Annotated in this window: 18 protein-coding genes; 8 read left to right on the plus strand and 10 right to left on the minus strand. The window is 74.1% G+C overall.

Annotation, left to right across the window (positions count from 1 at the left end; all coding sequences use genetic code 11):
- Window positions 1-291: 291 nt before the first annotated feature.
- The 3 genes from AB0P03_RS18390 to efeB all read left to right on the plus strand — a co-directional run bounded on the left by AB0P03_RS18390 (window position 292) and on the right by efeB (window position 4,220).
- Window positions 292-615, plus strand: a complete 324-nt coding sequence (locus AB0P03_RS18390) for a hypothetical protein (protein ID WP_363629664.1) — start codon at window positions 292-294, stop codon at window positions 613-615.
- A gap of 207 nt (window positions 616-822) precedes the next feature.
- Window positions 823-2,892: an iron uptake transporter permease EfeU gene (gene efeU / locus AB0P03_RS18395; RefSeq protein ID WP_363629666.1), complete on the plus strand. Its 2,070-nt coding sequence runs from the start codon at window positions 823-825 to the stop codon at window positions 2,890-2,892.
- A complete protein-coding gene (gene efeB, locus AB0P03_RS18400) occupies window positions 2,892-4,220 on the plus strand; it encodes an iron uptake transporter deferrochelatase/peroxidase subunit (RefSeq protein ID WP_363585604.1) in 1,329 nt (442 codons plus the stop codon). The genes efeU and efeB overlap by 1 nt, the downstream gene beginning before the upstream one ends.
- A 130-nt stretch (window positions 4,221-4,350) precedes the next feature.
- Here efeB and AB0P03_RS18405 read toward each other — a convergent pair whose 3' ends face one another.
- On the minus strand, window positions 4,351-5,736 hold the full coding sequence (locus tag AB0P03_RS18405; protein WP_363629668.1) for a HAMP domain-containing sensor histidine kinase: 1,386 nt from the start codon (window positions 5,734-5,736) through the stop codon (window positions 4,351-4,353).
- Entirely contained in the window at window positions 5,733-6,413 is a 681-nt protein-coding gene (locus AB0P03_RS18410; RefSeq protein ID WP_363629670.1) for a response regulator transcription factor, read from the minus strand. Before AB0P03_RS18410 ends, AB0P03_RS18405 begins: the two co-directional genes overlap by 4 nt.
- 237 nt (window positions 6,414-6,650) lie before the next feature.
- Between AB0P03_RS18410 and AB0P03_RS18415 the strand changes: the two genes are divergently transcribed.
- Window positions 6,651-8,120 carry a glutamate synthase subunit beta gene (locus tag AB0P03_RS18415; RefSeq protein ID WP_363585601.1) on the plus strand — a complete coding sequence of 490 codons (1,470 nt, stop codon included), beginning with the start codon at window positions 6,651-6,653 and terminating at the stop codon, window positions 8,118-8,120.
- Window positions 8,121-8,283: 163 nt separating this feature from the next.
- On the opposite strand, the gene AB0P03_RS18420 is transcribed toward AB0P03_RS18415, so the two are convergent.
- A complete protein-coding gene (locus AB0P03_RS18420) occupies window positions 8,284-9,723 on the minus strand; it encodes a hypothetical protein (RefSeq protein ID WP_363629672.1) in 1,440 nt (479 codons plus the stop codon).
- Between the two features lie 207 nt (window positions 9,724-9,930).
- Between AB0P03_RS18420 and AB0P03_RS18425 the strand changes: the two genes are divergently transcribed.
- Window positions 9,931-10,458, plus strand: a complete 528-nt coding sequence (locus AB0P03_RS18425) for a YcxB family protein (protein WP_363585599.1) — start codon at window positions 9,931-9,933, stop codon at window positions 10,456-10,458.
- A 38-nt stretch (window positions 10,459-10,496) separates the two neighbouring features.
- On the opposite strand, the gene AB0P03_RS18430 is transcribed toward AB0P03_RS18425, so the two are convergent.
- Entirely contained in the window at window positions 10,497-11,807 is a 1,311-nt protein-coding gene (locus AB0P03_RS18430) for an MFS transporter (protein ID WP_363629674.1), read from the minus strand.
- Window positions 11,808-11,929: 122 nt separating this feature from the next.
- On the opposite strand from AB0P03_RS18430, the gene AB0P03_RS18435 reads away from it, so the two are divergent.
- On the plus strand, window positions 11,930-12,577 hold the full coding sequence (locus AB0P03_RS18435; protein ID WP_363585597.1) for a TetR/AcrR family transcriptional regulator C-terminal domain-containing protein: 648 nt from the start codon (window positions 11,930-11,932) through the stop codon (window positions 12,575-12,577).
- 25 nt (window positions 12,578-12,602) lie between these two features.
- On the opposite strand, the gene murQ is transcribed toward AB0P03_RS18435, so the two are convergent.
- The 4 genes from murQ to AB0P03_RS18455 all read right to left on the minus strand — a co-directional run bounded on the left by murQ (window position 12,603) and on the right by AB0P03_RS18455 (window position 15,971).
- Window positions 12,603-13,505 (minus strand): N-acetylmuramic acid 6-phosphate etherase, encoded by a 903-nt coding sequence (gene murQ / locus AB0P03_RS18440; protein ID WP_363629676.1) that lies wholly within the window; start codon window positions 13,503-13,505, stop codon window positions 12,603-12,605.
- A gap of 170 nt (window positions 13,506-13,675) precedes the next feature.
- The gene (locus tag AB0P03_RS18445) at window positions 13,676-14,293 is read right to left on the minus strand and encodes an HAD family phosphatase (RefSeq protein WP_363621849.1); all 618 of its coding nucleotides are present in this window, start codon (window positions 14,291-14,293) and stop codon (window positions 13,676-13,678) included.
- Window positions 14,294-14,450: 157 nt separating this feature from the next.
- Window positions 14,451-15,131, minus strand: a complete 681-nt coding sequence (locus AB0P03_RS18450; protein WP_363629678.1) for a DUF6445 family protein — start codon at window positions 15,129-15,131, stop codon at window positions 14,451-14,453.
- Between the two features lie 96 nt (window positions 15,132-15,227).
- Entirely contained in the window at window positions 15,228-15,971 is a 744-nt protein-coding gene (locus AB0P03_RS18455; protein ID WP_363629680.1) for a helix-turn-helix domain-containing protein, read from the minus strand.
- A gap of 150 nt (window positions 15,972-16,121) precedes the next feature.
- On the opposite strand from AB0P03_RS18455, the gene mca reads away from it, so the two are divergent.
- Entirely contained in the window at window positions 16,122-17,081 is a 960-nt protein-coding gene (mca, locus tag AB0P03_RS18460) for a mycothiol conjugate amidase Mca (RefSeq protein WP_363629682.1), read from the plus strand.
- A gap of 23 nt (window positions 17,082-17,104) precedes the next feature.
- Here the strand turns inward: mca and AB0P03_RS18465 are convergent, their stop codons facing one another.
- The gene (locus AB0P03_RS18465) at window positions 17,105-18,547 is read right to left on the minus strand and encodes a PHB depolymerase family esterase (protein WP_363629684.1); all 1,443 of its coding nucleotides are present in this window, start codon (window positions 18,545-18,547) and stop codon (window positions 17,105-17,107) included.
- Between the two features lie 201 nt (window positions 18,548-18,748).
- On the opposite strand from AB0P03_RS18465, the gene AB0P03_RS18470 reads away from it, so the two are divergent.
- Window positions 18,749-19,333, plus strand: a complete 585-nt coding sequence (locus AB0P03_RS18470) for a PaaI family thioesterase (RefSeq protein ID WP_363585590.1) — start codon at window positions 18,749-18,751, stop codon at window positions 19,331-19,333.
- Between the two features lie 120 nt (window positions 19,334-19,453).
- Here the strand turns inward: AB0P03_RS18470 and AB0P03_RS18475 are convergent, their stop codons facing one another.
- The gene (locus AB0P03_RS18475) at window positions 19,454-20,452 is read right to left on the minus strand and encodes a YdcF family protein (protein ID WP_363585589.1); all 999 of its coding nucleotides are present in this window, start codon (window positions 20,450-20,452) and stop codon (window positions 19,454-19,456) included.
- Between the last annotated feature and the right edge of the window lie 25 nt (window positions 20,453-20,477).

Raw genomic sequence — 20,477 nt, forward strand, 5'->3', positions numbered from 1 at the left:
TGTGATCATGGGACCTCTCGATACGGGCCCGCCGGCTGAACCGGCACGCGGAGCGGGTGACCCACTGGCCCGTTGCTCAGGGTGATGGAGCGCTTACTCTGTCATGCTGTCGGCAGGGGGCCGACTGTGCACGTCCATCGGTCCGTACGGCCGCTCGTGTCGGGCCGGACGGGGGGTCCTGGCGTCCGATCGGCCGCCGGACGGGTGGCGGTGCTGCGCCCGGGTGCCGCTGAACCGTTTCGGCGCGCGCCGCGTCCGGAGGTCGCGCGATCCCGGGCCTACGCTGCGCCAATGGTGGATCACCCTGAACTCTTCGAGGACGTCACCGCGGCCCTCGCCCGCGCCGGGATCGACGCCGGGCCGGGCCCGTCCCTGCTGCGGATCGGCCATCGGCCGCCGGGGGTGGCGGTCGGCTGGTCGCCGGGGGAGGGGCCGGACGGGCCGCCCTCCCGGGGGGCGCGCGAGGCGGTCAGCGGTGCGGTCGCCGTCGTGCTGCGCGAGTGCGGCTACCTGGTCGCCGAGACGGCCGGCGGCGAGCTGTTGGTGACGCCCGCCGCCACACCGGTGGCGGTGCCGGCGGAGCCGGAGACGGTGCCGGAGCAGTGGTGGGGCTGAGCCGGGCCGGCTCGGCAGCCCTCATACCGAACCCTTACCTGAACGGGGGGTCCTGTTGACCACGGCGGCTCTAAGGTTTGCCTAAGCTAAGTCGAAGCGCCCTGGACCCCCGTGTCCGGGGCGTTCGGCTGTGCCGCGCCGCCGCCACCCGCGGCGGGCCGCCGAGTTCAGGTACGACCCGGGGTGACCGGGGGAGGAGCCCGCTGCATGTGGGATGAGGCGTTTCCCAGCTTTCTGATCGGGCTGCGCGAGGGTCTGGAAGCCGGACTGATCGTGTCGATCCTGGTCGCCACGCTCGTCCGCTTCGGGCACAAGGCCCGGTTGCCGCAGGTGTGGACCGGCGTCGCGGCGGCGATCGCGCTCAGCCTCAGCTTCGGCGCGGTGCTCACCTTCACCGCCGCCAACCTCTCCGGCCACGCCCAGGAGGCGTTCGGCGGGGTGCTGAGCCTGATCGCGGTCGGCTTCGTCACCGCGATGGTGTTCTGGATGCGCCGCTCGGCGCGCACCCTCTCCGCCGAGCTGAAGGAGAAGGTCCAGGCCTCGCTGGCGATGGGCGCCGGCGCGCTGGTGCTCACCAGCTTCCTGGCCGTCGGCCGCGAAGGCCTGGAGACCTCGCTCTTCCTGTGGACCAACGTGCGCACCGCCGGGGAGTCCACCGGGCCGCTGCTCGGCGCGGCCGTCGGCCTGGTGCTCTCGGCCGGCCTCTGCTGGGGCCTGTACCGGCGGGCGCTGAAGATGAACCTCACCCGGTTCTTCACCATCACCGGCGTCGGCCTGATCGTGGTCGCGGCGGGCGTGCTCGGTTACGGCCTGCGCGACTTGCAGGAGTCCGGGCTGGTCGGCGGCGGCAGCTCGTACGCCTTCGACCTGAGCGGCCACCTGGACGCCTCCTCCTGGTACGCCACGTTGGTGCAGGGCACCCTCAACCTGACCGTCACCATGACGGTCCTCCAGGTCGTCGGCTACCTCGCCTACCTGTGCATCGTGATGACGCTGTTCGTCGAGGGCGTCCGCGGCGGCAAGACCGCTCCGGCCGCCGGGAAGGCGGCGCAGGGCGAGGCGACGCAGGGCGAGAAGGCCGGGGCGGCCGCGCCCGAGGCCGCCGGGCCGGTGCGGTCCGGACGGCCGCGCTGGGCCGTGCCGACCGCGCTGGTCGCGGTGCCGGTGGTGGTCGCCGGGGCCGTGATCGCGGTCAGCGACGGCAAGCAGGGCAGCTCCGCCACCGTGTCCGTCTCCGAGCAGGAGTGCGGCAAGGGCTTCAGCACCCCGCTGCCCGGCCAGCAGGTCTTCCAGATGCACAACACCGGGGACAAGGTCTCCGAGGTCTACCTGGTCAACCCGGCCAGCGGCGCCGTCTACGGCGAGATCGAGGGTCTGGCCCCCGGCACCACCCGCGCGCTGACCGCGACCATCGGCTCCGGCGACTACGCGTGGCGCTGTGTGCCCACCGGCGGCACGTCCGTCACCTCGGCCGCCGTGCACGTCACCGGCGGCGGCCAGGTCAAGGCCGTCAAGCCGGTCGCCGAGGACGACCTCAAGGGCCCGCTCGACGCCTACAAGGACTACGTCGACAAGGGCCTCGCGACCCTGCTGACGCAGACCCAGAAGCTCCAGGCCGACGTCCACGGCGGCGACCTCGCCACCGCCAAGGCCGACTGGCTCACCGCCCACCTCCAGTACGCCTCGCTCGGCGCCGCCTACGGCACCTTCGCCGACCTCGACGGCAAGATCGACGGCCGGCCCGACGGGCTCGCCGACAAGGCCCAGGACAAGGACTTCACCGGTTTCCTGCGCCTGGAGTACGGCCTGTGGCACGGCCAGTCCGCCGCCGACCTGACGCCCGTCGCCGACCAGCTGGCCGCCGACGTCGCCAAGCTCGGGCAGGACTTCCCCGGCCAGGACTTCGACCCCGGAGACCTCCCGCTGCGCGCCCACGAGATCCTGGAGAACACCCTCCAGTTCGAGCTCACCGGCGACACCGACCAGGGCAGCGGCACCAACCTGGCCACCACCCAGGCCAACCTGGCCGGCACCCGGGAACTGCTGACCGTCCTGCAGCCGCTGCTCGACGAGCGCGACCCGCAGTTGCTCCCCCGCGTCGACGCCGGGATGAAGCGGGTCGGCGACCTGGTCGCCTCCGCCCACAAGCCCGAGGGCTGGACCGCACTGGAGCAGCTCCCCGCCGACGCCCGCCGCCAGCTCAACGGCGCCACCGGCCAACTGCTCGAAGACCTCGCCCCCATCCCCGCCCTGCTCGAGATCCGGAAGGCCGCCTGATGACCGACCACACCGCTGCCACCGGAGGCTCCTGCCCGTTCCCGCACGCCGCCGCGCCCGCCCCGGCCGTCGCCGAGGGCGGCTGCCCGGCCGGCCCGGCCCGCCGCAGCTTCGTCCGGACCGCCCTCGGCGCCGGCGCCGGAGCGGCCGTCATGGCGGGCGGGGCGTTCACCCTGGCCGCCGGTCCGGCCTCCGCCGGGGACAGCCGCCAGGCGAAGAGCGGAGTCGTCCCGTTCCACGGCGACCACCAGGCCGGCGTCACCACCCCGGCCCCCGGCTACGCCGCCTTCGTGTCCTGCCAGGTGATAGCCCAGGACCGCAACGGCCTGGAGGACCTCCTCAAGACCCTGACCGAGCGGATCCGCTTCCTCACCGCCGGCGGCACCCCGCCCGACCTCGGCGTCGGCGCGCCGCCCGCCGACAGCGGCATCCTCGGCCCCACCGTGCCCACCGACAACCTGACCGTCACGGTCGGCGTCGGCGCCTCGCTGTTCGACGACCGGTACGGGCTGGCCAAGGCCAAGCCGACCAAGCTGGCCCCGATGAAGACCTTCCCCAACGACAATCTTCAGGCCGCCGAACTCCACGGCGACCTCTCGCTGCAGATCTGCGCCGACCGCCAGGACACCGTGCTGCACGCGCTGCGCGACATCACCCGGCACACGCGCGGCGCGATGCAGATCCTCTGGCGGATCGACGGCTTCCAGAGCGAGTCCCGCCCGGACGGCGCCCAGCGCAACCTGCTCGGCTTCAAGGACGGCATCGTCAACCCCGACACCACCTCCGCCCGCGAGATGGACCGGCTGATCTGGGTCACCGACGGGCTGGGCGAGCCCGCCTGGGCGACCGGCGGCAGCTACCAGGTGATCCGGATCATCCGGATGCTGATCGAGTTCTGGGACCGCGTCACCCTCGCCGAGCAGGAGAAGATGTTCGGCCGCCGCCGCGACACCGGCGCGCCGCTGGACGGCCGCCAGGAGACCGACGCGCCGGACTACGGCAAGGACCCGGAGGGCAAGGCGATCCCGCTCAAGGCGCACATCCGGCTCGCCAACCCGCGCACCGCCGACACCGACACCTCGCGCATCCTGCGCCGCGGCTTCAACTACGACCGGGGCGTCGACCAGGCCGGCAACCTGGACATGGGCCTGGTGTTCTGCTGCTACCAGCAGGACGTGGTGCGGCAGTTCGAGGCCACCCAGACCCGGCTCGTCGACGAGCCGCTGGTCGACTACATCTCGCCGACCGGCGGCGGGTACTTCTTCGTCCTGCCGGGCGTGAAGGACAACGCCGACTGGCTCGGGCGCGGGCTGCTCGCTGCGGTCTGACGGCGGTCTGACGGGCGGTCTCACGGCGGCCGACGTGACGCCGGGCCCCGGGCGCTGCCGCGTGCCCGGGGCCCGGCGGCGTTGCGCGTGCCCCGGAGCCGCCACGCGGACGGGAGGTCGAGGACACGCCCTACGGGCCGAGGGTGAAGCCGATCACCGCGCCGCCGCCGTCCCGGTTGGCGGCGAAGGCCTCGCCGCCGTGCGAGCCGGCCACCTCGTGCACGATGGCCAGGCCCAGCCCCGAACCGGGCAGGCTGCGCGCGGCGGTGGCCCGGTAGAAGCGGTCGAAGACCCGGGAGAGGTCGGCCTCGTCGATCCCCGGCCCGCCGTCGCGCACCTCGACCCGGCGGCCGCGCACCACCACCTCGATCGGGGCCTTCCCGGCCGGGTCGAACTTGGCGGCGTTGTCCAGCAGGTTGCCCACCGCCCGGGCCAGCGCGTCCGGGCGGGCCGTGACCACCGTGTCGTCGGCGTCCACGGTGATCTCCCGGCCGCTGCGCCGCCGGGCCTGTGCGGCGGCCTCGCGCACCAGCTCGGCCAGCACCAGCTCGGTCGGCTCCTCGTCGGCCTTCCGGTCCGCGGCGAGTGCCACCAGCTCCTCCACCAGAAGCGTCAACTCCCTTGCCTCCTCGGCCAGATCGGCCATCAGTGCGGCCTGTTCGGCGGGCGGCAGGCGGTCCAGGCTGGGCAGGACCGAGAGGTTGGTGCGCAGGCTGGTCAGCGGGGTGCGCAGCTCGTGCCCGGCGTCCTGGACGAGCCGGCGCTGGTTCTCCTTGGCCGTGGCGAGCCGGCCCAGCATCCGGTCGAAGGCCCGGCCGAGCCGGCCGACCTCGTCCGTTCCGGCGGCCGGCACCGGAACGTCCAACCGTCCGCTGGCGGCGACCAGTTCGGCCGCGTCGGTGAGCCGGACCAGCCGGCCGGTGATCCGCCGGGCGAGCAGCCAGCCAGCCCCGCCCGCGAGCACCGCGACCACCGCCACCGACACCCCGGTACGGATCCGCAGCGTCGCCAGCAGGTGCTCGGTGGGGCCCAGTTGCTGGGCGATCTGGACCGCGCCGCGGCCGCCGCCGAGCGAGACCACGGCCACCCGGTAGGTGTCGCCGTGCACGTGCCGAAGCCCGGACGAGGTCTGGCCGGGGTCGTCGGAGCGGGCGAGGGAGCGGTCCTCCGGGGTCGGCCGGAGGTCGATCCGGGCGGTGCCGGGCAGCACCTCCCCGTCGGGGCCGAGGGACTGCGAGGTGACCCGGATCGGGCGCAGCAGATCCTCGCTCAGGCCGCCCGTGCCGTTGAAGTCGCCGGGGAACAGCATCTCCCGGCCGACCTGCTGGTGCACCGCCTGGACGGCCGCGGTGAAGTCGGCGCCCTCGTCGTCCCGGATCAGCCGGGCGGCGGAGTGGTAGCCGAGCGCGCCGATCAGCACCGCGACCAGGGCGGCCATCGCGGCGAAGGCGAGCGAGACGGTGGTGCGCAGCCCCGGGCGCGGCCACAGCGGCCGCGACCGGCCCCGGCCGGTCACGACTCGCGCAGCGTGTAGCCGACGCCGCGGACGGTGTGGATCAGCGGTGTCAGGCCGGGCCGGTCCAGCTTGCGGCGCAGGTAGCCGATGAACACCGCGAGGTTCTTCGAGCCGGGGCCGAAGTCGTAGCCCCAGATCCGCTCGTACACCGTGGCCTGGTCGAGCACCGAGCCCGCGTGCCGGGTCAGCAGCTCCAGCAGGTCGAACTCGGTCCGGGAGAGCTCCAGTTCCTGCCCGGCCCGCCAGGCCCGCCGGGCGTGCGGCTCGACCCGCAGGTCGGCCACCGCGAGGACGCCCCCGGCGGGTTCGGGCGCGTTGCGGCGCAGCAGGGCGCGCAGGCGGGCGAACAGCTCGTCCACGTCGAAGGGCTTGACCAGGTAGTCGTCGGCCCCGGCGTCGAGCCCGGCGATCCGGTCCGGGACCTCGACCCGGGCGGTGAGCATCAGGACCGGGGTGCGGTCGCCGTCGGCGCGCAGGCGGCGGCAGACCTCCAGGCCGTCCGGGCCGGGCATCATCACGTCCAGCACCAGCAGGTCCGGGCGCTGCTCCGTGAGGGCGGCCAGGGTCTGCGCGCCGTCCGCGGCGGTGCTCACCCGGTAGCCCTCCAGCTGGAGGGCGCGGGTGAGGGAGTCGCGGATGGCCCGGTCGTCCTCGGCGATCAGCACGGTGTGGGTCATGGCCCCGATTCTCCCCGGCGCGCCCACGGCGGCGTCCGGCGGGTCCGGGCGGCGGCGCGTGACGGGTCTGGGGGAAGGGTCTGGGCGAGGGCGGTGTCCGGCGGGTCCGGGCCCGGCCGGTGGCCGTGCCGGCCGCGGCTTTCGCAGCGCCGGGGAGGGGCGTACGGTGGCCACACGGTGGCGTGTCCGCCGGGGGCGCCGCCGGGTCCTTGTCGGCACACCCCGCCGGAGGCCGCGATGGCAGACCGGATGGCCTTCCTCACCACCCCGCGCGCCGAGCGCGAGCGGCGGGACGCACAGCAGCGACTGGGGGACTCCCGGGAGGTGTACCGGCCGCGGACGCCGCTGCCGGTGGTGGGCGGGCAGGCGGGCCGGTGCATGGACTGCGGGCTGCCGTTCTGCCACCACGCCTGCCCGCTGGGAAACCTGGTGCCGGAGTGGAACCGGCTGGTGGCGGACGCGGACTGGCGGGCCGCCGCCGCCCGGCTGCTGGCGACCAACAACTTCCCCGAGTTCACCGGACGGCTCTGCCCGGCACCCTGCGAGAGCGCGTGCGTGCTGGCGATCGACGGCGCGGCGGTGGCGATCAAGAACGTCGAGCTGGCGATCACCGACCGGGCCTGGGAAGAGGGCTGGGACCTGCCGCAGCCGCCCGAGCGGGGCGCCGGGTGGCGGGTGGCCGTGGTCGGCTCGGGCCCGGCGGGCCTGGCCGCCGCGCAACAGCTGACCCGGGCCGGGTACGCCACCACGGTGTACGAGCGGGCCGACCGCCCCGGCGGGCTGCTGCGCTACGGGATCCCGCCGTTCCGGCTGGAGAAGCACCGGCTGGACCGGCGGCTCGACCAGATGCGGGCCGAGGGCACGGACTTCCGCACCGGGGTGTTCGTCGGCCGGGACCTCGCGGCCGGGGAACTACGGGCCGGGTGCGACGCGCTGGTGGTGGCGGTCGGTGCGACCGCCTGCCGGGAGCTGGCGGTGCCGGGGTGCGCCCTGCCCGGCGTGCACCAGGCGATCGACTACCTGACCTGGGCGAACCGGGTCGACGAGGGCGACCGCGCGGCCCCGCCGGTGTCCGCCGAGGGTCGGCACGTGGTGATCGTCGGCGGCGGGGACACCGCGGCCGACTGCCTGGGGACGGCGCTGCGCCAGGGCGCGGCCTCCGTCACCCAGCTCGACATCAACCCGTGTCCGCCGGTGTGCCGGGCGCCGGAGCAGCCCTGGCCCGTCCACCCGAAGGTGTACCGGGAGACCACCTCGCACGAGGAGTCGGGGGCCGCGGCGGCCGGTCCCCGGGTGTTCGCGGCGACCACGGTCGGCTTCGAGGCCGGACCGGACGGCCGGCTGGCCGCCGTCCGCTTCGCCGAGGCCGAACCGGCCGACCGCAGCCCCCGGACCGGCACCGAGCGGAGCATCCCGGCGGAGCTGGTGCTGCTCGCGCTGGGCTTCAGCGGCCCGGAGCCGGACCAGGGGCTGATCGCCCAACTCGGCCTCACCACCGGCCCGGACGGCGCCCTGGCCCGGGACGACGACTTCGCCACCGGCGCGCCGGGCGTCTTCGTCGCCGGGGACGCCGGGCGCGGGCAGTCACTGATCGTGTGGGCGATCGCCGAGGGGCGGGCGGCGGCCGCGGCGGTGGACCGCCATCTGCGCGGCGGCACCGAACTCCCGGCGCCGATCCGGGCGTCGGCGCGGGCGCTCACGCTCTGAGGGGCGTGCGGGCGCTCACGCGCTGAGGGGCGCGCGGGCGTTCATTGCTCTGAGGGGCGTGCGGGCGGGCCCGGCGGCCCGGCCGCACCTCCGCGCAACCCATTGCGGTGTGGGGTATCTGCTGCCGGTGCGGTGAGCGGGGCCGGGCCCGGTCGATTTCGGGTCAGAGCAGCGGCAGCCGGCGGAGGAAGACGTCAGGGGCCTGGTTGGTGTCGCCCGGGACGAGCGTGCCGTCCTCGGAGGTGAACAGCACCGTGGTGCCGAGGGCGTCGACGAACGGCCGCTCCGAGGCGCCGGCGGTCTGCGAGCCGTCCGTCGCCACGCTGACCCGCTCGGTGCGGCCGGTCCGCAGGTCGCGCCGGAAGACGTCCCCGGCGTTGTTGGTGTCCCCTGGCACCAGGTTCGCCGCGTCGGAGTCGAAGTAGACCCAGCGGGCGTCGGCGGTGATCTGCGCGTGGTAAGAGTCGCCGGAGGTCTTCGTCCCCGGGAGCCCGGCGCTGACCAGGGTCTCGGTGTCCTCCTCCAGGTCGCGGACGTACACCTCGAAGTGGTGCCCCCGGGGGCCGTTGCCGTCCTGGAGCAGCGCCGAGTAGACGGCGTAGCGGCCGTCCCGGCTGAGCGCCGGGGAGGCCGCCCCGCGGTAGCCGCCCGCCCCGTCGGTGCTCACCAGGACGCTCTGCTCGTCGCGGAGGTCGCGGACGTAGAGCGGGTAGAAGCGGGGCTTGAGGATCGTCGGCTGGTCGTCGTGCCGGAAGGAGTCGCGGACGAACTCCTCGTCGGAGACGCCGTCGAGCTCGGCGGCGGCCTTCGCGGCGAGGGCGCCGGGCTTGTCCTGGCCGATGATGTTGGTGGCCTTCGAGATGAAGCCGACCGAGCCGCCGTCCCCGCTGATCACCGGCTCGGTGGAGGAGGCGTTCGCCTCGGTTCCGTCCGCGCCGACGCTGACCAGGCGGGTCCCGCCCGTCGAGCGGTCGGTGACGTAGATGTTGCCGCCCGTCCAGGTGACCGTGCCGGGGGCCAGGTCGGAGCGGTTGGACTGGTAGGCGACGTACCGGCCGTCCCAGCTGATCGACGGGTGGCTGGACTGCCGGCCGGCCTGCGGCTTGGCCGGGTCGTGTCCGGTGGACACCAGCTCGGTGGTCCCCGTCCAGCGGTCGTGGACGTAGACGTCCTCGAAGCCGAGGTTCCCGCCGGGGGCGAGGTTGGTGGCGTAGGAGCTGAACGCCACGTAGCGGCCGTCGCCGCTGATCGTGGCGTTGAAGGAGTCGTCGGCCGCCTGGGCGCCGTTCGCGCCGGTGCTGACCCGTTCGGTCCGGCCGGTCCACAGATCCCGGACGAAGACGTCCGACGTGCCGTTGGTGTCGCCGGGAACCAGATTGGCGGCCTTCGAGGTGAAGACGGCGAAGCGGCCGTCGGCGCTCAGACCGGCGGCGTCCGAGGCGCCGTCGGTCTGCCTCTGGCCGAGCCCGACGGATACCCGTTCGGTGCGGCCGCGCGGCGCGTCCGCCTGGGCGGGCGTCGCCACCGTGACGGCGGCCAGCGCGGCCGCCGCCAGCGCGCCGGCCGCGCGCAGCAGGTGTGGTGCGGAACGTGCGCGAGTCATCCGGTTCCTCCCCTGGGTGCGGCCGGCCGCGTCGAACTCCCCGGCGGCCGGCTCGTGGTGAGCCAACCGCCGGGTGCGGCGGGAGGTCAACGATGCCCGCCCGGGAGCGGCGGAATCGCGTCACCGGGAGGAGACGGAGAGGGTGATGGATCGGGTGCACACGGCTTTTGCTAGCATCCGGCGGCAGATGCGTCGGAGGGGGTTCGGGTGGACGGTGGCAAGCGGGTGGAGGAGTCGGTCGAGGTCCGCTACACGCCGACGACCGCGGACTTCCGGGCGGCCTTCGCGGCCCGGGCCCGGGGTACGGCGGCGGGTCGACGGTCCCGGCGGTCGAGGTACCTGACCGCCTCCTGCGCCGGGGCCGGTGCGGTGGTGCTCTCGGTCGCCGACCGGACGGTGGGCCCACCGGCGCTGGTGATGCTCGCGGCCGCGCTGCTGCTGGTGGTCGGACTGCCCTGGCTGCAACTGCGTCAGGTGCGGCGGATGGCGGCGGACAAGGGTGAGTTCCGGATCGTCCTCGGCGAGGCCGGGGTGACCGTCACCAACGCGGTGTCCAGCACCGAACTCGCCTGGCGGGAGCTTCCGCACTACCTGGAGACGCCCGGACTCTTCGTCCTGCTGGGCGGGGACGAGCAGACGCACGTGCTGACCCTGCTGCCCAAGCGCGGCACCGGCGACCCGGGCCGGCTCGGCGCGTTGATCGCCCGGCACGCCACGGTGCCCGCCCGGGGCTGAGGGGCGGCGCCCCGGTCCGCCGCTGTCGAGGTGGGCGGTCATGGCGTGGACTGCTGGTCGGGCCGGACGGGCTGGTGGTGTCGGTCGGGTTGGTCGCGGGTGTTCAGCTGGTCGCGCTGGTCGTAGCGCCAGAGCGCGGGCAGCGCGGCCGACAGGGCGGCGGTGCCGGCCAGGCAGAGCAGACCGCCGGTGCGCAGCGCGACGCGGATGCCCTGCCGGGCGGCGAGGCCGCCAGCCCGCAGGTCCCCGAGGGCGGGGCCGGCGGAGCCGATCAGCATCTCCAGGCCGGCGGCGCGGCCCCGCAGTTCGTCCGGAATGGACTGGTTCCAGATCGCGCTGCGGAAGGTGTCGCCGATCTGGTTGGCGCCGCCCGCGACGAGCAGGCAGAGCAGGACGGCCCACAGGCCGGGGGCGATCGAGGCCGCGGCCGTCGCCGCGCCGACGAAGGCGGCGCAGAGCAGCACCAGCCGGCCGTGCCGGTGGACCCGCTCGGTCCAGCCGCCGGTGGCGGCCGCGAGCAGGGCGCCCGCCGCAGCGGCCGAGTAGAGCAGGCCGAGCGCCCACACCGCGTCCAACTCCTGGGCGAGGAAGGGGAACAGCGCGGTCGGCAGGGCGCAGACGGTGGCCGCGAGATCCGCGAGGTAGGTGCCCAGCAGGTCGGGGCGGCGGGCCGCGTACCGGGCGCCGTCGACGAATTCCCGCAGCCGCGGTGCCTCGGCGTCCCGCTGCGAGGGGACGGGCCGGACCCGGGTGAGCAGGGCGATCGAAACCAGGAAGGTGCCGAGGTCGACCAGGTAGGCGGCCGGGACGCCGGCCGTGGCGATCAGCACCCCGGCGGCGGCCGGGCCGGCCAGTCCGGCGATGCTCCAGCGCAGCGAGAGCAGGTTGCCCGCCGCCACCAGTTGGTCGGGCGGCACCAGCCGGGGGATCATCGCCTCCGCCGAGGGCTGCTGAAGGCCCTGCAGTGCCGCTGCCAGTCCGGCGGCCGCGTACAGCGGCCAGAGCGCGGGGGTGCCGAGCAGCGCGTTGGCGAGCAGCAGGGCGCTCAGTGCGGCGAGTGCGAGTTCGGTGACCAGGGCGACGGTGCGGCGGTCGGCACGGTCGGCGAGGACGCCGCCGTAGAGGCCGAACACGATGGTCGGCAGGAGTTCGACGGCGCCGACCGCGCCCACGGCCAGCGGTGAACCGGTGAGGTCGGCGATCTGGAGCGGGATCGCCGTCATGGTGAGGACGGAGCCGAGCAGGGTGACGGTACCGGCCGTCCAGGTGAGGCGGAAGTCGCGGGAGGACCGCCAGGGCGCGGTGTTCGGCAGCAGTCGGGACCTGGGGCGGTCCGTTCCTGGGGTCATGGGGTTGTGGTCCCTTCGGGCCGTCGATCACGACGGCTCTCCTTATCACTGATAAATTCCAGCTCGGAACTTAGCGGCGATAAGGTGGAGTGGGCAAGCGGATAACGGAGAGGTGGCCGGCGGTGGCGCTGCAACGCGACGAGGTGGTGCGCACCGCGCTGCGCGTACTCGACGAGGAAGGCATCGACGGCCTGACCACCCGGCGGCTGGCCCGCGAACTCGGCGTCCAGTCACCCGCGCTGTACTGGCACTTCAAGAACAAGCGGGAACTGCTCGACCTGATGGCCGAGGCGATGCTCGCCGAGGCCCTCCCGGCCGACCGCAGCCCGGATCCGGAGCACTGGCCGGACTGGCTGGCCGCCGACGCCCGCGCCAAGCGCCACGCCCTGCTCGCCTACCGCGACGGCGCCCGGGTGCACGCCGGAACGCTGCCCACCGAAGACGAACTGCCCGCCGTCGAAGCCCAGTTGGACGCCCTCCGGCAGGCCGGCCTGCGGCCCCGCACCGCGCTGCGGCTGCTGCTCACCATCGACCGCTACATCATGGGCTGGGTCACCGAGGAGCAGGCCTGGCGACAGGACGCCGCCGACCGCGCCCGGCCGCCCTTCCCGGACGAGGTCCTGCGCGACCTCCCGTTGCTGCGGGAGGCGGCCGACGTGCTGCGCATGACCGACCACGACGCCGACTTCGAGTACGGGCTGCGCGTCCTGATCGAGGGCTTCCGGGCCGAGATCGCGCGCGAGGCGCTCGGGACGGACGGGCCCGCGTGACCGGCCGTGATCGGCCGGACAGCGCCTAACGGTGGGCGTGCAGCGCCTCGCGCAGCCGCCCGCCGGAGGCGGCGAGCTGCCGGGCGGCGGTCGGCGCGTCCACGTCCGCGAGCAGGACCAGGATCGCGTCCTTGGCCCGGCCTCCGGTGGCGGCGAGCGCGCGGCGGACCGCAGCCTCGTCGGCGCCGGTGGCCTCCGTGACGATCCGGTGGGCCCGTGCGCGGAGCTTGGCGTTGGTGGCCCGGACGTCGACCATCAGATTGCCGTACGTCCGGCCGAGCCGGACCATGACGGCCGTCGACAGCATGTTGAGCACCAGCTTCTGTGCCGTGCCCGCCTTCAGCCTGGTCGAGCCAGCCAGCACCTCCGGGCCGACCTCCACCTCGATCCCCAGCTCGGCCGCCGCCACCAGTGCCGAGCCCCGGTTGCACGCCAGTGCGACCGTCAGCGCCCCGGCCGCCCGTGCGGTCCGGACGGCCGCCACCGTGTACGGCGTGCGGCCGGAGGCGGAGACGCCCACCACGGTGTCGGCCGGGGTGAGCCGGAGCGCGGCCAGCTCGGCCGCCGCCAGCTCCGGGCGGTCCTCGGCGCCCTCGACGGCCCCGGTCACGGCGGTCCCGCCCCCCGCGATCAGGCCCACCACCAGGCCCGGATCGGTGCCGAAGGTCGGCGGGCACTCGGCGGCGTCCAGCACTCCGAGCCGCCCGGCGGACCCCGCCCCGGCGTAGACCAGCCGCCCACCAGCCGCCATCCGTGCCGCCGTGGCGTCCACCGCGGCGGCGATCCGGACCAACTCCCCGGCCACCGCGGCGGGGACGGTGCGGTCCTCGGCGTTCATCAGGCGGAGCAGGTCGGTGGTCGGCAGCTGGTCGATCCCGGCCCAGTCGGGGCGGATCGTCTCGGTCGGCGGCAGGGCGTCCTGGTCCATGCGGCCAGCGTCCCCGGACATGGCGGTCGCCAATCGGCGCGGGGCCGCGCGTGGTGGTGGTCTCCGGGTCCTCGGTCGTGGCGGCGCCATGGCGGACGCCGGGAAAGGCGCGGTGGGAGCGACCGGTGTGCCCGTGATGCCCTCCACGTGCGGAGTGAGTGCTCAGCCCGTCAACGGGCGTCGCCGTCGCCGAGGTGACGGGCGATGCGGGCGATGGCGGGTGCGTTGTCCTCGAACAGATGGGCCTGCATGCCCACCGCCCGGGCGGCTTCGACGTTGGGCGCGTGGTCGTCGACGAAGAGGCAGTCGACCGGGCTGACGCCCAGGGCGGCGCAGGTGATCTCGTAGGCACGCGGGTCGGGCTTGCCGGTCCCGATCTCGTGCGAGTAGACGATGTGCTCCACCAGCTCGTCGAACCGGTAGAGCGGGACCTCGCGTTCGCGGGCGCCGACGAAACTGTTGCTGAGGATGCCGAGCCGGGCCCGCCCGCGCAGTCCGCGCACGTGGGCGATGAGCTCCTCGTTCGGCGTGCCCAGGTACTCCTCCCAGAGGTCGGCCATGAAGGCCTCGACCTGGGCCGGGCCCAGGTGCAACCGGGCGGCCACCTGCTCGCGCACCTCCGGCTCGGTGATGCCGCCGATCGCGCCGGCCCGCCAGACGTCCCGCAGTCGCTCGTCGATCGCGTGCGGCGGCAGCTCCAACCGGCGCTCCCAGCGCTCCGGCCAGCCCGTCCTCGGCGTGTACTCCAGGACGCCGCCGATGTCGAGGATGAGGCAGGGTGCGTTCACGGGTGGTCCCCTCTCCGTTGCGGCCGCCGTGGCGCGGCCCGCACCTGCCACTCTCAGGGGTGCGGGCGGGGCCGGGTCAAGGGGGCGGTGAGTCCTCGGAGGTTCCGGCGAGCGCGTTCGGTGGCCGCGTCGGGCGGCAGGGCGTGCTGTGGGCCCGTCAGGCCATCCAGAAGAAGACGGCCGTCATCCGACGCTCCGGCAGCTCGGTGCCGTAGTAGGAGGTCGCGCTGTGCATGAGGTTGGCGTGGTAGAGGAGCAGTTGGTTGTAGCGGTTGGGGACGCGGACGTCCTCGGTGAAGTGGTCGGCGGGCACGTGGCGGGTGCCGAGCGCCTCGACCAGATTGTTGTGCGGCGCGTTGACGAGGTTCCCGCCGAGGCGTCCGCCGGGGAACTGCTGGCGGAAGAAGCTGGTGCCGGCGTCCTTCGGCGCGCCCGGGCTGAGGTAGAGCACGGCGGCGTAGCGGCAGAGCGCGCGGGAGTCGGTGTGCGGGCGGGACTCCGACTCCCCGGCGCCGACGACCTGGACGCAGTTGTGGTTGAGCGTGCCGCCGCCCGGGGCGCTCTGCACCCAGAGCCGGGAGGCGCCGGTGGCCTTGCGGACCAGGGCCTCCACCCGGGCCAGCTCGTCGGGCTCCAGGCCGGGCATGGTGCGCAGGCCGGGCCAGGTCTCGGGGCGGTACGGGTAGCCTTCGGTCCAGTCGCCGCGGGCCAGACAGCGTTCGCGGACGGCGTCCGGGTCGGTGAGGACGTTGTCCAGGACCCAGTAGTCCCGGCCTCGGGTGGGCTTGCGGTAGGGCAGGACCGGCAGGGTGGTGGGCCTGATGGGCTGTGAGGGCATGGGCCGACGATAGGGGCGGCGGTCGTCAACCTTCTGCCGTGAGCAGGTCAACCTTTCGTCAAGGGCTGTCCATGGGCGGGCGCCTCGCGCCGCAGGTCAGGAGCCTGGCCGGACGGCGAAGGTGCCCAGGGCGCCCTCCAATCGGTCGAAGGCCCGGACGGCCGAGGGGCGCACCGCCGCCGCGATGGCGGCGGCCTCGTCGCCGGCCAGCAGCCGGCGGAACACTTCGGTGAACACCGTGCGGTCGACGGCGGCGAGGAGCCCGGCGGCCACCCGGCTCTCGAAGTCGACCGGTGGGCCGGCCGGTGTGCTGACCGGTGTGTCGGGTGATGTGTCGGGCGGAGTGCCGGTTGTCGTGGGGCGGGTGGCCCCGGCCAGGGCCTCGGCCAGGGCGGCCTCGCTCTGCTCGTGCAGCTCGCGCAGCCGGGCGACCAGGGCGGGGCTGTCGGCGACTGTGCGGGCGAACGCCGGGCCGGAGAAGCCGAGCCGCGGGTCGTGCCGGTCGAGGCCGGCCAGGCAGTCGCGGCGCAGCGCGGCGAGGGCGGACTCGCCGGGCGCACGCTCGGCGACCGCCCGGGCGAGCCGGCCGACGATCTCCTCGTGCAGGTCGAGGAGGAGGTCCTCCTTGCGCGGGAAGTGGTTGGTGACGGTCATCTTGGCGACGCCGGCGGCCGTCGCGACCTCGGCGATGGTGGTGCGGTCGAAGCCCTGGTCGATGAAGAGCCTGGTCGCGGCGTGCGAGATCGCCTCGCGGGTGCGGCGCTTGTTGAGCTCGCGCAGGGTCGGGGTGGCCCCGGGCCCCGTCGTGGGCCCCGTCGTGCCCATCGTGGGTTCCGTCACGGTTTTCGTCGTGGGTTCCGCCATGGGGGCAGCGTAGCGCAGTTCGCTGGGTCGGACCCATAAATTAGGCTTGACCTAATCGCTGGGTTCGGCCTAAGTTCCTTTCGGGCGGTCGGAGCGGCCTCCGGACGGACGACCCGGGGAGGGCGCATGACCACATCAGCCACGTACGGAGGCGCCATGTTCACCCAGCACACCGGGCGGCTCCGCCTGCTCAGCGTCCACGCCCACCCCGACGACGAGTCCAGCAAGGGCGCTGCCACCCTCGCGCGGTACGCGGCCGAGGGGGTGGACGTCCTGGTCGCGACCTGTACCGGCGGCGAGCGCGGCTCGGTGCTCAACCCGGCCATGGACCGCCCCGAGGTCCGGGCGGACCTCGCCCGGATCCGGAGCGAGGAGATGGCGGTCGCCCGGGGCGTCCTCGGCGTGCGCCAGCAGTTCCTCGGCTTCGTGGACTCGGGCATGCCGGGCCCGGGCGAACCGCTGCCGGCGGGCTGCTTCGCCGACCAGCCCGTGGCGGCCGCCGCGGCGCCGCTGGTCGCCCTGATCCGGGAGTTCCGTCCGCACGTGGTGGTCACCTACGACGAGACCGGGGGGTATCCGCACCCCGACCACGTGATGACCCACCAGGTCACGGTCGAGGCCTTCGAGGCCGCCGCCGACCCGGGCCGCCACCCCGAGGCGGGGGAGCCCTGGCAGGCGGCGAAGCTCTACTACCACCTGGCGCTCTCCAGAGCCTGGTTCCAGACCCTGCACGACGCGATGACGGAGCGGGGTGTTCCCTCGGGCATGGGCGCACTGCTCGCGGACTGGCCGGACACCCCGCCCGCCCTCGCCACCACCACCCGGATCGCGTGCGCCGAGCAGTTCGCCGTACGGGACGCGGCACTGCTGGCGCACGCCACCCAGATCGAGCCCGGGGTCGCGTTCATGGCCCACCCGCGGGACATCGAGCGCGAGGTCTGGCCGACGGAGGACTACCACCTCGCCCGGAGCCTGGTGCCGGGCGAGGGCGAGAGCGAGAGCGAGGACGAGGGGCCCGAGACCGACCTGTTCGCCGGGCTGCGCTCAGGAGGGGCGGGGCTGCGCCAAGGAGAGGGGGACGGATGAGCCGGAGGTCGGGTTTCGCCCGCTCAGCACTGGCCGTCGGCGAGCACGAAGTAGCCCGGGCCGGTCTGCTTCAGGGTGTGCGTCACGAAGGTGTTCCAGAGGCCCATGCTCTGGCCCGAGCCGAGTGCGTAGGTCAAGCCGCCGCTCTGGGTGGCCCGCCCGGCCCGGACCTGGTTGTAGTTGCTGTCGGTGAAGCACTGCTCGGCGCCGCCGCCGGTGGTCGCCGTCACCGCCGCCGATCGGGTGCCCACGGCCCCCGACGGGTCGACCGCCGCCACGGTGTAGCCGTACGACGTGCCGGGGGCGAGCCCGGTGTCGGTGAAGGACGGGCCGGTGGCACTGCCCGCCATCGTGCCGTCCCGGTAGACCTGGTAGGAGGCGGCCCCGCTGACGGCCTGCCAGGCGAGGGCGATCGAGCCCTGGCCCGCCGGGGTCGCGGTCAGCCCGGTCGGGGCGGGCAGGCCTGGGTTGGTGGGCCCCGTGCCGCCGTCGAGGCCCCAGAACTGCGCGGTGTAGTAGCTGGAGCAGATCGTGTTGAGGAAGTAGCTGCCGGTGGCCCCGCACCGGTCGGCTGCGGAGCCGGGGTTGACGGCCAGCCCGTGGCCCATCCCGGCGATGGTGAACAGCGCCACGGCGGGCCGCCCGCCCGCGTCGGCGTAGACCTCCTCGGTGGTGCCGCCCGGCAGGCTCCGGGTGCCGGTCGGGCTCTGGCCGATACCCTGGACGTTGGTCCACTGGTCGCGCAGTTCCGTCGCGTTCACCGGCCTGACCACGGTGTCCGCGCCGCCCTGCCAGATCGCCACCCGGGGCCAAGGACCGGCGTAGCCCGGGTACGCGGCCCGGACCTTGTCGCCCCACTGGGCCGGGGTGAGCCCCTGGTCGGAGTTCTGGCAGCCGGAGGCGGCGCCCTGGGTGGTCGCGCACTGGGCCGGGAGGCCGGAGTCGATCGCCCCGCCGGCGAACACGTCCGGGTAGTCGGCCAGCAGGTCGGAGGCCATCCCGCCGCCGGCCGACAGCCCGGTGACGAACACCCGCCGGTCGTCCGAGCCGTACAGGGCCTTGGCCTTGGTGACCATCTCGATCACCGACTCGGCCTCGCCGGCGCCCCGGGCGTCCTTGGTCGCGTCGAACCAGCTGAAGCAGGAGAGGCTGTTGTTGGCACTGCTGGTCTGCGGGAAGACGACCGCGAAGCCGTACCGGTCGGCGAAGGTCGTCCAACCGGAGTTGCGGTAGTAGTCGTTGGCGGTCTGCAGACAGCCGTGCAGCGCGACCACCAGCGGCGCGCCACTCGGCAGTCCGGTGGGGGTGTAGGAGTACATCGCCAGGTTTCCCGGATTGGCGCCGAATCCGGTGACCTGCTGGAAGGTCCCGCTCACGGTGTCGGCCGCAGCCGGGGCGGGTGCGGTGGTGCCGATCGCGAGTGCGGCGGCCGTCAGCAACGCGGCGGCGGCAGGACGGAGAGGCATGGGGGCTCCTGGGTGGGGGAGGAGTGGGGGCGGATGCCGTGCAGCGTGGCGCGCCCCGCGCCCCGGTGCCATGTGACGGCCACCCGAGGTCCACCGCGCCGCCATGGCGTGGACCGCCATGGTCCGATGCCAGGGGGACGCGCGCCGGCCGTACCCCGGAAGGCACTTGAGGGGCGTGCGCGAACAGGGCAGGTTGATCCCATGACGACGAACGAGGCAGACCCCGGCGGCGCGACGTCCCCGGAGGGCCAGGAGCTCCTTGAAGGCCAGCAGTTCCTGGAGGGCCAGGCGCCCCGGACCCGGACGCACACCTGGACGGCGGGCCCGCCGATCTCCGCCTTCCCACACCTGAGCGGAGAGGAGATTCTGCACGAGATCCTCGCGGGCCGGATTCAGGAGCCCGCGATCTGCAGCACCCTGGGGTTCCACCTGACCGAGGTGAAGCCGGGTACGGCAGTGTTCGAGGGCGAACTCGGCGACCACCTCTACAACCCGATGAACACCGTGCACGGCGGTTACCTCGCCACCCTGCTCGACTCGGCGCTCGGTTGCGCCGTGTTGAGCCGGCTGCCCGCCGGGATCGGTTACACCACCACGCAGTTGAACGTCCACATGCTGCGCCCGCTGTTCGCCGACTCGGGGCTGCTGCGCTGCGAGGGGCTGGTGCTGCATCTGGGCCGGACGATGGCGACGGCCGAGGCCAGGGTGGTCGGGGTGGAGAACGGCAAGCTCTACGCGCACGCCACCACCACCTGCGCGATCCTGGCGCCCCGCCCGGTGGCCTGACTTGATGGCCTGACCGGTGGATTGATCGGAGGCCTGGTCGGAGGTCTGGGCTGAGGTTCGGCTGAAGGTGCGGCCGGGCCCCGGTCGTTGCGGCGGCCGGGGCCCGGGGTCGGCTGCGGTTCAGAGGGCCGCGAGCAGCCCGCAGAGCGCGAGGAGGCCGCAGATCCCGAAGTTGACCAGCTTGTGGGAGAGGAACACGGCGGCGAACTCGCGGATCGTCGCGCTCGGCCAGTAGTACGCGGCGGTCGGCGAGCCGAACACCTGCCCGTTGACGCCGGTCTTGCGGGCGGTGAGCGCCGCCCGGAAGGCGTGGAAGTTGTTGGTGACCACGACACAGCGGTAGTCGGGCTTGGCCTGTTCCATGATGGCCTTGCTGAAGAGCAGGTTCTCCTCGGTGGTGCGGGAGCGGTCCTCGCGCTCGATGTGTTCGGCCGGGAAGCCGCGCCCGGTCAGGTAGTCGGCCATCGCGTGGGACTCCGGCAGCTTCTCGTCCGGGCCCTGGCCACCGGAGGTGATCAGCACCGGCGGGTTGCCGCGCGCGGCCTGCTTGTCGTACACCTCCCGGCCCCGGTCGAGCCGGCTGGCCAGCAGCGGCGGGACGCGCTCGCCGCCGATCAGGCCGGAGCCGAGGACGACCACGAAGTCCACGTTCCGGCGCGGCCGGTGGCGGCCGTAGAGGAACGCGTAGCCGACGAAGCAGACGAACAGGAAGGAGATGTAGCCGACCACCAGGACGGCGGTGCCCGCCAGGACGCCCAGCTGGTGCGAGCGGGTGGCCAGGGCCGCGAGCAGCAGCGCGATGACGGCGAGGATGCCCAGCCCGGCGAGGAGGGACAGCAGGTTGGCGGGCCGTCTGCCCTCCTTGCGGATCATGGTCAGGCCGTTGGCGATCAGGAACCAGACCAGGGCCGCCGTGCCGAGGGCCGGCAGCAGGATGATCGCCACCGCTGCCAGTCCCATCACCAGCGTGGGCGCCTTGCGCAGCTCGGCGAGCAGGGCGAGGGCGAGCAGGGAGACGGCGATGCCGAGCAGGACGGCATTGCTGAACTGGCGGCGGTCGCGTAGTACCCCGACTCCGAACAACAGGAAGAACAGGGCGGCTGGGACATAGGCGATCATGCTTCGTATCGTAGGCGGAGGCCGT

Source organism: Kitasatospora sp. NPDC088779, from assembly GCF_040685395.1.
Lineage (GTDB): Bacteria > Actinomycetota > Actinomycetes > Streptomycetales > Streptomycetaceae > Kitasatospora.

Excerpts from the sequence above, each read along its gene's own strand:
- murQ (WP_363629676.1), bottom strand. The coding sequence starts at position 13,505 with ATGGACCAGGACGCCCTGCCGCCGACCGAGACGATCCGCCCCGACTGG.
- AB0P03_RS18420 (WP_363629672.1), bottom strand. The coding sequence starts at position 9,723 with ATGACTCGCGCACGTTCCGCACCACACCTGCTGCGCGCGGCCGGCGCG.
- AB0P03_RS18475 (WP_363585589.1), bottom strand. The coding sequence starts at position 20,452 with ATGATCGCCTATGTCCCAGCCGCCCTGTTCTTCCTGTTGTTCGGAGTC.
- efeB (WP_363585604.1), top strand. The coding sequence starts at position 2,892 with ATGACCGACCACACCGCTGCCACCGGAGGCTCCTGCCCGTTCCCGCAC.
- efeU (WP_363629666.1), top strand. The coding sequence starts at position 823 with ATGTGGGATGAGGCGTTTCCCAGCTTTCTGATCGGGCTGCGCGAGGGT.
- AB0P03_RS18430 (WP_363629674.1), bottom strand. The coding sequence starts at position 11,807 with ATGACCCCAGGAACGGACCGCCCCAGGTCCCGACTGCTGCCGAACACC.
- AB0P03_RS18470 (WP_363585590.1), top strand. The coding sequence starts at position 18,749 with ATGACGACGAACGAGGCAGACCCCGGCGGCGCGACGTCCCCGGAGGGC.
- AB0P03_RS18410 (WP_363629670.1), bottom strand. The coding sequence starts at position 6,413 with ATGACCCACACCGTGCTGATCGCCGAGGACGACCGGGCCATCCGCGAC.
- mca (WP_363629682.1), top strand. The coding sequence starts at position 16,122 with ATGACCACATCAGCCACGTACGGAGGCGCCATGTTCACCCAGCACACC.
- AB0P03_RS18465 (WP_363629684.1), bottom strand. The coding sequence starts at position 18,547 with ATGCCTCTCCGTCCTGCCGCCGCCGCGTTGCTGACGGCCGCCGCACTC.
- AB0P03_RS18415 (WP_363585601.1), top strand. The coding sequence starts at position 6,651 with ATGGCAGACCGGATGGCCTTCCTCACCACCCCGCGCGCCGAGCGCGAG.
- AB0P03_RS18450 (WP_363629678.1), bottom strand. The coding sequence starts at position 15,131 with ATGCCCTCACAGCCCATCAGGCCCACCACCCTGCCGGTCCTGCCCTAC.
- AB0P03_RS18390 (WP_363629664.1), top strand. The coding sequence starts at position 292 with ATGGTGGATCACCCTGAACTCTTCGAGGACGTCACCGCGGCCCTCGCC.